Genomic DNA, 13,400 nt, shown 5'->3' with positions numbered 1-13,400 from the left:
GCTATCCGATGTGCCAGCGCACCGCCCAGCCGGGGAGGTCGCTCGACAACGCGCCGCCCCAGATCGCAGTTCCCTTCGGCTCCGGTCCATCGGCGATGTCGCGATCGGACAAATTGGCGGTCAGCCGCAGCGTGCCGCCGTCGCCCATCTGCCAATGTGCCGTCAACAGGTCGCCTGCTACGACGGCATCGCCGAAGCGACACCCTCTGAGCCGGGGCATGATCTCCTGCCGGCGTACGGCGAGCAGGTCGCGCACCAGCGCAAGCCGTGCGCGCGCCGGATCATGGCCAAGCGCCGCCCAGTCCAGCACGGCCGACCGCACCGTTTCGTCGGCGAGCGGGTCGGGAATGTCGTCGCCATATTTGGCATAGGCCCAGGCGAACTCCTTGCGCCGTCCGGCGCGGACAGCATTGGCGAGAGCGCCTTTGAAATCGCAGAAGAACGGGAAGGGCGTCGTCGCGCCCCATTCCTCGCCCATGAACAGCATCGGCGTGGTCGGCGCGATCAGCGTCACCGCCAGCGCCGCCGCGACCGCCTGTGGCTTTGCAATGCTGACCAGACGATCGCCGAGCGGCCGGTTGCCGATCTGGTCGTGGTTCTGCAGGAAGTTGATGAAGCAGGTCGGCGACAGTGCGCCGCTTGGCTCGCCGCGGGCCTTGCCGCCCCAGAACTCCGAGATTTCGCCCTGGTAGATGTAACCGGACGACAGCGCGCGTGCGAGGTCCTGCTTCGGCGCCCGGTAGTCGCCATAATAGCCCTGCGTCTCGCCGGTCAGCAGCACGTGCCAGGCGTGATGATAGTCGTCGTTCCACTGGCCGCGGAATTTGCCGTGCGGCGGATCCTCGGTGGCATCGAGCAGGCTTGCAATGTTGTCGCCGTTCTCGAGCACGAGGTTGATGTCGCGGCCGGTCTCGGTGGCGAGCTTGCCGGCGGCCCTGCTGAAATCATGGAGCACGGAGATCTCGCCGGCCTCGACGATGGTGTTGACCGCATCGAAGCGCAGCCCGTCGAACCGATAGTCGCGCAGCCAGCTCACGACGCTGCCGATCGCAAACGCGCGCACCTCGGGCACGCGATAATCGATCGCGCTGCCCCAGGGTGTGTGCGCTTCACTGAAGAAGGCGCGCGCATAGCGGCCGAGATAGTTCCCCTCGGGGCCGAAATGGTTGTAGACCACGTCGAGCATCACCATCAGCCCGCGCAGATGCGCTTCGTCGATCAGGGTCTTGAGGTCCTCGGGGCGGCCATAGGCGCTGTCGGGCGCGTACCACAGCACCCCGTCATAGCCCCAGTTGCGCTTGCCTGCGAAATCCGCCAGCGGCATCAGCTCGAGCGCGGTGATGCCGGTCGCCACGAGATGATCGAGTTTGTCGATCATGGCGCGATAGGTGCCCTCCGGCGTGAAGGTGCCGACATGGGCTTCGAGAACGACGGCCTCGTGCCAGGGGCGGCCGCGCCACTCGGTGGCGCGCCATTTGAAGGCGGCGTGATCGATCACCTCGCTCGGGCCGAACACGTCGTCCGGCTGGAACGCGGAGGCGGGATCCGGCACATCGACCTCGTCATCGATGCGGAATTTGTAACGCGTGCCGGCGCGCGCGCCCGGGATCTCGGCGACGTACCAGCCGGCTGCATCGCGCGTGAGCCGATGCGGTTTGTCGAGCAGGAGGTCGACGCGCTTGGCCGCCGGCGCCCACAGCCGGAAGCGCGTGCCGTCAGGTGTCAGCTCGGCGCCGAAATGTTGTCTATTCATGTGGAGCCTGCAAATGCCAGCACCGAGCGCGGGGGTGCCGTGGTATCGGCGCCGGATGCGAATTGCTCAGCCGTTTGCTCCGCCTTGGTCGTGTTCAGGACCTGCTGCCAGCTCTTGTATTCCGCCATCCTCGGCATCCTGAACACGATCTCCTGCGGTGCGGCATTGAGAACGATAAAGATCGGCGCCTGTCCTGGTTCCATCGGCCCCAGCACATAGGCGAGGAATCGGCTCTCGGGGAATTTCCAGTCGGATTCCTTCATCTCTTCCGCCGCGGGCGTCAGCCAGAGCACGCCGTAGCTGCCGTCGGTGCGGCGCCCGTCGAGCCAGCGCTGGCAGCGGATCTGGCCGAAGCGCTGGCGCAGCGCGGTGAGGTGGCCGATGAAATCGATGGCGTCGTCGTCCGTGCCGAGGTTTTCCCAGCCGATCCAGCCGGTCTCGTTGTCCTGGCAATAGGCGTTGTTGTTGCCGCCTTGCGTGTTCGCGATCTCGTCGCCGGCGAGGATCAAGGGCGTGCCCTGTGCGAGCAGCAGGCAGGCCAGCGCATTCTTCCTGAGCTGGCGGCGCAGCGCGATGATGGCAGGATCGTCGGTCGGGCCCTCATGGCCGCAATTGTTGCTGTGATTGTCGTTGGAGCCGTCGCGATTGTCCTCGCCGTTGGCCTCGTTGTGTTTCTCGTTGTAGCTGAAGAGATCGGCGAGCGTGAAGCCGTCATGCACCGTGATGTGGTTGACGCTGGCGCGGGTCGCGCGGTTGTCGTGGTGAAACAGATCCGAGGACGCGGTCATCCGGCCCGAGATGTCGCCGATCAGGCTGCCTTCGCCGCTCCAGTAGCGCCGCATCGCGCTGCGATAGCGGTCATTCCATTCCGACCATTGCGATGGAAACGCGCCGACCTGGTAGCCGCCAAGACCGAGGTCCCAGGGCTCGGCGACCATCTTGGCGGTCGCCAGCACCGGGTCCTGGCGGATCGCGGTGAGGAAGGGGTGGTTGCGATCGAACCCGTTCGGCCCGCGCGCCAGGGTGGTGGCGAGATCGAAACGGAAGCCGTCGACATGGCAGACCTCGACCCAGTAGCGCAGCGAATCCATCACCATCTGCAGCACGCGCGGATGGGTGAGGTTGACCGAGCTGCCGCAGCCGGTGAAGTCGTCGTAGAAGCGCGGGTTCTCGCGGTTCAGCCAGTAATAGGAGGCATTGTCGATGCCGCGGAAGCACAGCGTCGGGCCCATATGGTTGCCCTCGGCGGTGTGGTTGTAGACGACGTCGAGCAGCACCTCGATGCCGGCATCGTGCAGCCGCGCCACCGTGGTGCGGAAGGAATCGAGCGCATTGTCCTGGGCGTAGCGTGCCTCAGGCGCGAAGAAGGCGATGGTGTTGTAGCCCCAGTAATTCGCCAGCTTCTTCTCGACCAGGATGCGGTCGTCGATCAGGCCGTGGATCGGCAACAGCTCGATGGTGGTGACGCCGAGCCGCTTGAGGTGGTCGATCATCGCCGGCGACGACAATCCGCCATAAGTGCCGCGCAGATTCGGCGGCACGTCCTCGCGCCTCTGCGTCAGGCCCTTGACGTGGGCCTCGTAGATGATGGTGTCTTCCCAGGGAATCTGCGGCCGGATCTCGCGGCGGCCCCAGTTGAAGCTCTCGTCGACCACCACCGCCTTCGGCATGCCGCGGGCATTGTCGCGCCGGTCGAACGAGAGGTCCTCGCGCGCGCTGCCGGTGCGATAGGCGAAATGCGCGTCGCTCCATACGAGCCGGCCGGCGAGCCGCTTGGCGTAGGGATCGAGCAGCAGCTTGTTGGCGTTGAAGCGGTGGCCGCGCTCCGGCGCGTAGGGCCCATAGACGCGATAGCCGTAGAGCTGGCCCGGCGAGACGTCGTTGAGGTAGCAGTGCCAGACGTCTTCGGTGCGCTCCGGCATCTCGATCCGCTCGAGCTCGCGGCGGCCCTGGCCGTCGAACAGGCACAGCTCGACCTTCTCCGCATTCGCCGAGAACAGCGCAAAATTGGTGCCTCTGCCGTCCCAGCTTGCACCGAGCCGTGCGGACGTACCCCCGGTCAGTCGCATCAATCAGCTTTCCGGTACGAGGAAGATCGCAGCCAGCGGCGGAATGGTCAGGCTCAGTTCGGGCGTGGGGCCCTCCGATGCGCGCACCTCGCCGACGTTGCCGACATTGGTGCCGCCGTAATGCGCGGAATCCGAGTTGAACACCTCGTGCCACTTGCCCGCGAACGGCACCCGGACGCGATAGTCGCGGTAGACGTTGGGCGAGAAGTTCGTGACGACGAGGCAGCGTGCGCGCTCACCGTTGCCCTTGCGAATCCAGGCGAACACGTTGTTGTTGGCATCGTCGGTGATGACCCACTCGAAGCCGGCCTGGTCGCAATCGAGCTCGTGCAGCGCCGGCAGCGCGCGATAGAGCCGATTGAGGTCGCGGACCAGGTTCTGGATGCCGCTGTGCCTCGGCTGTTGCAGCAGATGCCAATCGATCGAGTAGTCGTGATTCCACTCGCGCTCCTGGCCGAACTCGCAGCCCATGAACATCAGCTTCTTGCCGGGGTGGCCGAACATGAAGCTGTAATAGGCGCGCAGATTGGCAAAGCGCTGCCAGTCGTCGCCGGGCATGCGGCCGAGGATCGAGCGCTTGCCGTGCACGACCTCGTCGTGGGACAGCGGCAGGATGAAATTCTCCGAGAAGGCGTAGTGCAGGCCGAACAGGATGTCGCCGTGATGGTATTTGCGGTGGATCGGATCCTTGCCGATATATTTCAGCGTGTCGTGCATCCAGCCCATGTTCCATTTGTAGCCGAAGCCGAGCCCGCCATATTCAACCGGGCGCGACACCTGCGGCCATGCCGTGGATTCCTCCGCCGCCGTCGTCGCCTGCGGAAAATGCGCGAACAATTCGGTGTTGAAGCGGCGCAGGAAGTCGATCGCCTCGATGTTTTCCCGGCCGCCATATTTGTTCGGGATCCAGCCGCCGGCGGGGCGGCTGTAGTCGAGATAGAGCATGGAGGCTACGGCATCGACGCGCAGCCCGTCGATGCCGTAGCGATCGAGCCAGAACAGCGCGTTCGACACCAGGAAGTTGGTGATCTCGGTGCGCCCGTAATTGTAGATCAGCGTGCCCCAATCGAGGTGACGGCCCTGCAGCGGATTGGCGTGCTCGTAGAGCGCGGTGCCGTCGAAATTGCCGAGCCCATGCGGATCGTCGGGGAAATGCCCGGGCACCCAGTCGAGCAGCACGGCAAGTCCTGCGCCGTGGCAGGCGTCGATCAGCGCGGCGAAATCGTCCGGCGAGCCGAACCGGCTGGTCGGCGCGAACATGCCGGTCGGCTGGTAGCCCCAGGAGCCGTCGAACGGATGCTCTGATATCGGCAGGAATTCGACATGGGTAAAGCCCATGTCGCTGGCATAGGCCGGCAGCTGCTCCGCCATCTCGCGATAGGTCAGCCACTCGTTACGGCCCTTGCGGCGCCACGACCCGAGATGAACCTCGTAGATCGACATCGGCGAGCTCAGCGCATTGGCGCGATCCGGCGCCGGACGCGGATGCGGGATCCTGCGCTCGTCGATCACGATCGAGGCGGTCTTCGGGCGCACCTCGGCGGCGAACGCCAGGGGATCGGACTTCAGCGGCAAATGCTGGCCGTTGCGCCCGATGATCTCGAACTTGTAGTGGTCGCCGACCCGTGCACGCGGGATGAACAGTTCCCAGTAGCCAGGGCCGCGCACGCGCATCGGATGGCGCCGTCCGTCCCAGAAATTGAAGTCGCCGACCACGCTGACCCGGCGCGCATTCGGCGCCAGCACCACGAAGCCGATGCCGTCGACACCGTCGAGCGTCATCGGATGCGCGCCGAGCGTGTCGTAGACGCGCTGATGCGTGCCCTCACCGAGCAGATAGAGATCGAAATCGCTCAGGATCGGCGGAAAGCGGTAGGCATCCTCCAGCTCGACGACGTTGTCGCCGAAGCGGGCGCGGAGCTGGTAGCGCGTCGAGCCGTTCGGCAGGGGACCTGCGAACAGGCCGGCGTCATGGATCCGCGCCAGCGGCGCCGTCTCGCCATGCTCGCCGATCGCCTCGACATTGCTGGCATCAGGCAGGAAGGCGCGCACGACGTTGCGATCCCCCTCGGGGTGAAGCCCGAGATAGTGGAAGGGGTCGGAGTGGCGGCCCTCGATGATGGCATAGGCCTCGGCGGGCAGTTTGCTCATGCAACCTCATGCGGCTGTTGCGCCAGGATCCTCAGCAGGCCGGTGAGCGGCACCCGCAGCCAATCCGGCCGGTTGGCCAGCTCATACTCGATCTCGTAGAAGGCTTTCTCAAGCAGGAAAAAACTGAGCAGGCGATCGGCCGTCTTGGCGTCGGCGGACCACAGCCGCTGGCCGGCCACCGTCTCGCGATAGGCCGCCAGCAGGGTATCCGCGGCCTGGTCGCGCCATTCGGCCAAGGCGAGGCTCAGCCGGCCGCTCTCGTCGGGGGAGACCTTGAGCGTCCGCTCCAGCGCGGCCGTCGCCGCATAGTCGATCGAACGGATCAGGCCGGCGACGTCGCGCGCCGGCGGTGCCTTGCGCCGCCGCTCGGCGATGGTGCGGCCCGGTCCGCCGTCGAAATCGATGATGAAGACGTCGTCCTTGACGACCAGCAGCTGACCGAGATGCAGGTCGCCGTGATGGCGGATGTTGAAGCCGTCGGTCTCGCGCGGCAGCAGTGCCTTGAGCCGCTCCGGCAGCGTGTCGTGCTGGGCCTGCAACTGATCGGCCAGCAGCCGGTCGGCCTCCTTCAGCGAGCCGCGCCGCTGCTTCAGCGTATCGAACACGCGCTCGGCGCGCGCCATGATCTCGTCGGCCCAGCGCTGCAGGTCGTCGGGTTTGGTCGGCTCGGGCGCGAAGTCCGGCAGGTCGCGGTTGCTGGCGAGCGCCATATGCAGCTCGGCGAGCCGCTTTCCGCTATGCGACATGTGGCGCAGATAGGTCGCCTGGTCGCCGTTCTCCACCGGGTGCTCGCTCACCGTGAGCAGGCGCTGCCGTTCCACCAGGCGGTCGAGGTGCGCGCCTGCAATGGTCCAGAGGTCGCCCTGGTTGACGACCATCGCATGCAGGACGGCGATGGCGCTGCGCTTGTCGCCCTCGATCAGCTCGGCGGTGCCGAGCAAGGCAGGAGTGTTCGGAAAGTTGACCACTTCGGTGAGGAAGCGGCCCATCTCGATCTCCGGATTGATGCCGACCTCGAGCTTGCGATAGATCTTGGTGACATATTCGTTGTCGACCAGCGCGGTCGAATGCGGCTGGTCGTTCTCGAAGACCCGGATGCGCTCGGGCTGCCGCACCGGCCGGTCGGAGAAGCGGCTGGTCGGGCGGAATTCGAGCTTGAGGCCTTGCTCGCCTTCGTCGACCGTGAGGTTTTCCCGCAAGTTTCGCAGGAACAGGCCGGTGAAGATCTGGTCGGTGGCGACATCGAGCAAGGTGCCCTCGCGCGCGCCCTGGCGTACGGCGGCGAACGCGCGCGGATTGTAGCGCTCGCGGTCGAAGCGCACCCACTCGATCTGCATCGGCAGCACGTAGCGGCTGGTGGTGCCGCGCTGCGTGGTCTCGAAGAAGGCAAGCCACGGCCGGTTGTCGCCGATGTCGCAGAACGGGATCGCGGAGACCAGCATCGGCTGGATCGCGCTAGCCGAGCGCTCCGGATACCAGCGCGTGCGGGCGAGGTGGCCGGGCAGCACGTCGTGCTCGAACACGCCGCGGGTGCGTGCCAGCGACATCCAGGTCGAATTCAGCGGCACCACCAGCGTCTCGAATTCCGGCACCGCGCGCGGCGTCACCGGCTCGGACTTGTCGCGCTCCTGCAGCTGGAACCAGTAGAAGCCGTACGGCGCGAGCGTGATCATGTAGGGCAGCTCGCCGATCGCCGGAAAGCGCGTGCGCCCGAGCATCTCGAGCGGAATGCGGTCCTTGAAGGCGGAGAGGTCGAGCTCGGTGGCCTGCGCCGACCGCGACAGATTGGCGACGCACAGGATCGCCTCACCCTGGTACTGGCGCACATAGGCCAGCACCGAGCGGTTCTCCGGGCGGATGAAGGTCATGGTGCCGCGCCCGAAGGCAAGCGTCGACTTGCGTACCGCGATCAGCCGCTTGGTCGCCGAAAGCAGCGACGACAGGCTGCGCGACTGCGCCTCGACATTGACCGATTCATAGCCGTAGACCGGGTCCATGATCATCGGCGCGTAGAGCCGCGCCGGGTCGGCGCGCGAGAAGCCGCCGTTGCGGTCCGGCGACCACTGCATCGGCGTCCGCACGCCGTTGCGGTCGCCGAGATAGATGTTGTCGCCCATGCCGATCTCGTCGCCGTAATAGATGATCGGCGTGCCCGGGAACGACAGCAGCAGGGAGTTCATCAGCTCGATCTTGCGGCGGTCGTTGTCCATCAGCGGCGCAAGGCGCCGGCGGATGCCGACATTGATGCGGGCGCGCGGATCGTTGGCGTAGGTCGACCACAGATAGTCGCGCTCGACGTCGGTGACCATTTCCAGCGTCAGCTCGTCGTGATTGCGCAGGAACAGCGCCCACTGGGCAGCGGCGGGAATGTCGGGTGTCTGCCGCAGGATGTCGGTGATCGGAAAGCGGTCTTCCTGGGCGATCGCCATGTAGATGCGCGGCATCAGCGGAAAGTGATAGGCCATGTGGCATTCGTCGCCATGGCCGAAATATTCCTGCACGTCCTCCGGCCATTGATTGGCTTCGGCCAGCAGGATCTTGCCCTTGGCATAGGCGTCGAGCTCCTGGCGCAGCCGCTTGATGATGGCATGCGTCTCCGGCAGGTTCTCGTTGTTGGTGCCGTCGCGCTCGCACAGATAGGGAATGGCGTCGAGCCGGAAACCGTCGACGCCGGTGTCGAGCCAGCGCTTCATCACCTGCACGATGGCGCGCACCACGCGCGGATTGTCGAAATTCAGGTCCGGCTGGTGCGAGAAGAAGCGATGCCAGTAGAACTGACCGGCCTCCGGATCCCAGGTCCAGTTCGACTTCTCCGTATCCGTGAAGATGATCCTTGTATCGAGGTATTTCTGGTCGGTGTCGCTCCAGACATACCAGCTTCGCGCGCTCGAATTCGGCGGGCTGCGGCGCGCGCGCTTGAACCACGCATGCTGGTCCGAGGTGTGATTGACGACCAACTCGGTGATGACGCGCAGGCCGCGCTTCTTGGCCTCCTGGATGAAGCGCTTGAAGTCCTTCATCGTCCCGAAATCGGGATTGATGTCGCCATAGTCACCGATGTCGTAGCCGTCGTCGCGGCCGGGCGAGGGATAGAACGGCAACAGCCACAGCGCGGTGACGCCGAGCTCCTGCAGATAGCCGAGTTTCTCCGTCAGCCCCGCGAAGTCGCCGATGCCGTCATTGTTGCTGTCGGCAAATGCCTTGACATGCAACTGGTAGATGATCGCGTCCTTGTACCACAGCTGGTCCGCAGTCTCGGTTGCGATCTTCTCCTGGGTATTGACGGAGGAGAATACGTTCATGACGGCTCCTTCAGGCGACACAGCGCAGCAGCAACGCGGGATCGCGCGCAGGATCGATATGTAGGCGGATGCCTCCCCATTCGAGCGCGTGGCGCTCGCCGGTGACAAGGTCTTCCACTGCCGAGACGGGGCGGCGGGCATCGCCTCGGCCGACCATGACGTCGCCGAGCGGCAGCCAGACCTCACGCGGCTCGGACGACAATGCAATCGCGGCCGCGATCACATTGCTCTGATCGACCGCCTCCTTGATGAAGCCGATCACGCCACCGTCATCGACACTGATAAAGCGCAAATTGGCGAATTGTTGCAGGGCCGGATTGCCGCGCCTGATCCGGTTGAGAGCCGCGATATAGGGCTTGATGTTCCCCGGCTGCTCCCAGTTACGAACCTTGATCTCGTACTTCTCGGAGTTGAGATATTCCTCGCGGCCGGGGACCGGCGTGTGCTCGAGCAATTCGAAGCCGCTGTAGATGCCATAGCTGCTTGAAAGCGTCGCGGCCAGCGCGAGACGCGACTTGAACATCCAGGATTCGCCGCTTTGCAGGTGGAAGGGCAGGATGTCCGGTGTGTTGACGAAGAAATTCGGCCGAAAGAAGTCACGCTCGGGATAGGAGGTCAACTCGCCGAGATATTGTTCGAGCTCGAAGCGCTGCGTCCGCCAGGTGAAATAGCTGTACGACTGTGTGAAGCCGAGCTTGGCGAGGCCCTTCATGAGTTTCGGGCGCGCGAAGGCTTCCGCAAGGAACAGCACGTCCGCGTCGCGGTCTCTCACCTCGCGGATCAGCCATTCCCAGAACGCCAGCGGTTTGGTGTGCGGATTGTCGACCCGGAAGATCCTGACGCCCTGTTCGACCCAAAACAGCACGACGTCGCGCAGCGCGCGCCACAAGGCGCCGGCATTTTCGGACCCGAAATCCGGGTTGACGACATCATCCCAGCGCTGCGGTGGATGCTCAGCTGTGCGCATCGATCCGTCCGGGCGCCGCTTGAACCACTCCGGATGCTCGGTCAGCCAGGGATGATCGGGGGAGCACTGCACGGCGAAATCGAGTGCGACCTCGAGGCCATGCGCCTGGCATGCCGCCACGAAGGCGCGGAAGTCGTCGAGCGTGCCGAGTTCCGGATGCACGGCGTCGTGGCCACCCTCGGCTGCGCCGATCGCATAAGGGCTGCCGGGATCGTCCGCCTGTGCGATCGCGGCACTGTTGCGGCCCTTGCGGTGCTGGCGGCCGATCGGGTGGATCGGCGCGAGCAGGACGACGTCAAAGCCCATCGCGGCGATGTCGGGAAGTCGCGCGATGCAGTCGTTGAAGGTTGCATGCATGCCTGGTGTCTTGCCTTGGCTGCGCGGAAACATCTGGTACCACGCACTGCTGCGTGCCCGCGGGCGGTCCGCGGTGAGGGGGTAGAGTTGCGATCGCATCAGATCGCGGCGAAACTGGCTGCCGGCCATCGCCTCCCGCAATCCGGGCGCGAGCAGCGCACCTGGTTCGCCGGTCTGCAGAAAGATTTCGCACTGCCTGATGATGACGGCCGCCGCCGCCGGGCTGCCGGCCTGCGCCCGGGTCAGCATGCCCGCGCCTTCGAGCGCGTCCAGCGTGTGATCGCTGCCATCGCGCGGCTTCTGCTCGAAGCTATGCCGCCAGCTGGCGAATTCATCGGTCCAGGCCTCGATCGCGAACGCGTACCGGCCAGGCCGGTCGGGCACGAAGGCGCCGCCCCAGCGGTCATCGCTGTGCGGCGCCATCGGCGCGACCTGCCATTCGTCGTCGCCCTCGCGCCGCCACACCAATGCCGCCGACATCACGTCATGTCCGGCACGGTAGATGTCGGCCCACACCTCGACAGGTTCGCCCACAATGCGCTTGACCGGAAAGCGGCCGCCATCAACCGACGGATAGACATCGGTGATATGAAAAGTGCCATTGGCACTCTCGACAGGCCGGAGGGTTTTGTTCACGGTGATGCCGCCATTAAAAATGCAAATGACGTCCCGGCGCCGGGAAGGAGGCGCGCCAGACCCATATAGAAAGCCGCTCGCCGGGCAATGGTTCCCGGCGGGAACGCCGGATAGGGTAGAGCGTTGAACATCAACTATCCCTTTCCCGTATCTGTACAATTTAGCAACGACCCACCTACCGTTGCGAGCAGGCAGCGTGCCGAATGGACCTTTACGCCAAAGCCCAGACCCTGGGAATCCAGAGCGAGTATATCGATGGCAGCGGTCACCGCCGTGTGACAACCCCCGAGGCGCTCACGGCGATCCTCGACGCGCTGCCGCCGCAGGCGCCCCGTCGGATCATCGCCGATCCCGTGGTGGTCAGAGGCGGCCACGCTGCGCGAACGCAGCTCGCGGAGGCTGCCCGGCTTCCGGTGCAATGGAAGCTTGCGAATGGCACCGAGGTGCTCGCGCAGGGCGAGGCGCGTGAGCGGAGTGTGACGTGGCCGTCCGGTCTGCCCGAAGGCGTGCATCGGCTGCAGCTGTCGGACGCATCGGGCGTCAGCGAGGAACTGCCGCTGCTGGTGGCGCCGCAGGGCGCGTTCGGCGGCGAATTCGACCGCTGCTGGGTGATCGCGGTGCAGCTCTACGGCGTACGGTCAGCGCGCAACTGGGGCATCGGCGACTTCACCGACCTGCAGCACCTGCTCGAATTCGCCCACCGGCTCGGCGCCGACGGCGTCGGGCTCAATCCGTTGCATGCGCTGTTCGACGATCGGCCCGGCGATTGCAGTCCGTACTCACCGAACAGCCGGCTGTTCCTCAATGGGCTCTACATCGATGTCGAGCAGATTCCCGAATTCCGCGTCGATGCCGAGACCAAGGCCACGCTGGCACAGCTCCGCAGCCACGACATGGTCGACTATGTCGGCGTCGCCGCGCAGAAATGGCCCGCGCTGCGCGCGGCGTTCGCGGCCTTCAAGGCCAATCCCGGCCTTGGCCGCTGGCAGGATTTCGAGGCCTATCGCAACGAGCAGGGCACGCTGCTGTCGCGCTTCGCCTGCTTCGAGGTGATGCGGCACAAATTCAACACGCCGTGGTGGGAATGGCCGGACGAATGGCGGCGGCCGAGCGATGCAGCTTGCGCCAGATTGCGCCGTGCGCGCGACTCTGCCGCCGAGGTCGAGTTCGTCGAATTCGTGCAATGGACCGCGGACCGTCAACTCGGCGCCTGCCAGGCGCTTGCGCACAAGCTCGGCATGCGGGTCGGGCTTTATCTCGACGTTGCCGTCGGCGTGCAGTCGGACGGATTCGACGCCTGGAATGAGCAGACCGCGATCTCGCGCCATCTCGGCGTCGGCGCGCCGCCGGACCCGCTCAACACGGCGGGCCAGGACTGGGGGCTTGCCGGCTTCAATGCCGCGGGCCTTGAACAGCGCTCGTTCGAGCCGTTCAGGCAGATGCTGCGCGCCTCGATGCACCATGCCGGCGCAATCAGGCTCGACCACGCGTTCGGGCTGAAGCGGCTCTATCTGGTGCCACGCGGCTTCGGCCCGGCCAATGGCGCCTATGTGCTGATGCCGTTCGAAGCGCTGCTGGCGGCGACCGCGCAGGAGAGCGCGGCGAGCCGCTGCGTCGTGATCGGCGAGGACCTCGGCACCGTACCTCCCGGGTTCCGCGAGCAGATGAACGGCTGGGGCATCTGGTCCTATCTCGTGATGATGTTCGAGACCGACGACCGGGGCGTCTTCCGCAACGCCGACTACTATTTGCCGGATGCGCTGGTGACCTTCAACACCCACGACCTTTCGACCTATGCGGGCTGGCGCTCGTTCAGCGACCTCAAGACCAAGCGTGCGCTCGGGATCGATCCCGGCGAGACCGACGAGGGGCGCTGGCACGCGCTCGGCCAACTCGACGACGTGCTGCGTCGGCACGACATCCACGCCAACGATTTCTATTCGGTGGCGAGCTTCCTGGCACGGACGCGGTCGCGGATGCTGGCGGTTTCGATGGAGGACCTGCTCGGCATTGTCGAGCAGCCGAACATCCCCGGCACCGTCTACGAGCATCCGAACTGGAAGCGGCGGCTCCCGGTCTCGATCGAGCATCTCGCCTCGGCGATCGACGTCGACGCGCTCAAGCGCGCGACCCGTGAGCGCTCCCACACCTGACAACGCAGAGCG

General features: G+C 65.5%; 6 protein-coding genes. 1 reads left to right on the top strand and 5 read right to left on the bottom strand.

The window, feature by feature from the left end; all coding sequences use genetic code 11:
- Nucleotide 1: 1 nt before the first annotated feature.
- From treZ to E2I15_RS21075, 5 genes are read right to left on the bottom strand one after another with little or no spacing between them, the layout of a single operon-like run.
- Complete coding sequence (gene treZ / locus E2I15_RS21095) at nucleotides 2-1,753, bottom strand: malto-oligosyltrehalose trehalohydrolase (protein WP_137480360.1); 1,752 nt, start codon at nucleotides 1,751-1,753, stop codon at nucleotides 2-4.
- The gene (gene glgX / locus E2I15_RS21090) at nucleotides 1,750-3,822 is read right to left on the bottom strand and encodes a glycogen debranching protein GlgX (RefSeq protein ID WP_137480362.1); all 2,073 of its coding nucleotides are present in this window, start codon (nucleotides 3,820-3,822) and stop codon (nucleotides 1,750-1,752) included. Before glgX ends, treZ begins: the two co-directional genes overlap by 4 nt.
- A 3-nt stretch (nucleotides 3,823-3,825) precedes the next feature.
- Nucleotides 3,826-5,973, bottom strand: coding sequence for a 1,4-alpha-glucan branching protein GlgB (gene glgB / locus E2I15_RS21085; protein ID WP_137480364.1), 2,148 nt, complete (start codon nucleotides 5,971-5,973; stop codon nucleotides 3,826-3,828).
- Nucleotides 5,970-9,275, bottom strand: coding sequence for a maltose alpha-D-glucosyltransferase (treS, locus tag E2I15_RS21080; protein WP_137480366.1), 3,306 nt, complete (start codon nucleotides 9,273-9,275; stop codon nucleotides 5,970-5,972). The genes glgB and treS overlap by 4 nt, the downstream gene beginning before the upstream one ends.
- Nucleotides 9,276-9,285: 10 nt before the next feature.
- Complete coding sequence (locus E2I15_RS21075) at nucleotides 9,286-11,235, bottom strand: alpha-1,4-glucan--maltose-1-phosphate maltosyltransferase (RefSeq protein ID WP_137480369.1); 1,950 nt, start codon at nucleotides 11,233-11,235, stop codon at nucleotides 9,286-9,288.
- A 203-nt stretch (nucleotides 11,236-11,438) separates the two neighbouring features.
- Here E2I15_RS21075 and malQ point away from each other — a divergent pair, with 203 nt between their 5' ends.
- The gene (gene malQ, locus E2I15_RS21070) at nucleotides 11,439-13,388 is read left to right on the top strand and encodes a 4-alpha-glucanotransferase (protein WP_137480371.1); all 1,950 of its coding nucleotides are present in this window, start codon (nucleotides 11,439-11,441) and stop codon (nucleotides 13,386-13,388) included.
- Nucleotides 13,389-13,400 lie beyond the last annotated feature (12 nt).

It is taken from the genome of Bradyrhizobium sp. BR2003 (assembly GCF_009720285.1).
Lineage (GTDB): Bacteria > Pseudomonadota > Alphaproteobacteria > Rhizobiales > Xanthobacteraceae > Bradyrhizobium > Bradyrhizobium elkanii.
This window is presented reverse-complemented; position numbering and strand designations above follow the sequence as displayed.

Coding starts and splice junctions, on each gene's coding strand:
- treZ (WP_137480360.1), bottom strand. CDS start 1,753: ATGAATAGACAACATTTCGGCGCCGAGCTGACACCTGACGGCACGCGC.
- glgX (WP_137480362.1), bottom strand. CDS start 3,822: ATGCGACTGACCGGGGGTACGTCCGCACGGCTCGGTGCAAGCTGGGAC.
- glgB (WP_137480364.1), bottom strand. CDS start 5,973: ATGAGCAAACTGCCCGCCGAGGCCTATGCCATCATCGAGGGCCGCCAC.
- treS (WP_137480366.1), bottom strand. CDS start 9,275: ATGAACGTATTCTCCTCCGTCAATACCCAGGAGAAGATCGCAACCGAG.
- malQ (WP_137480371.1), top strand. CDS start 11,439: ATGGACCTTTACGCCAAAGCCCAGACCCTGGGAATCCAGAGCGAGTAT.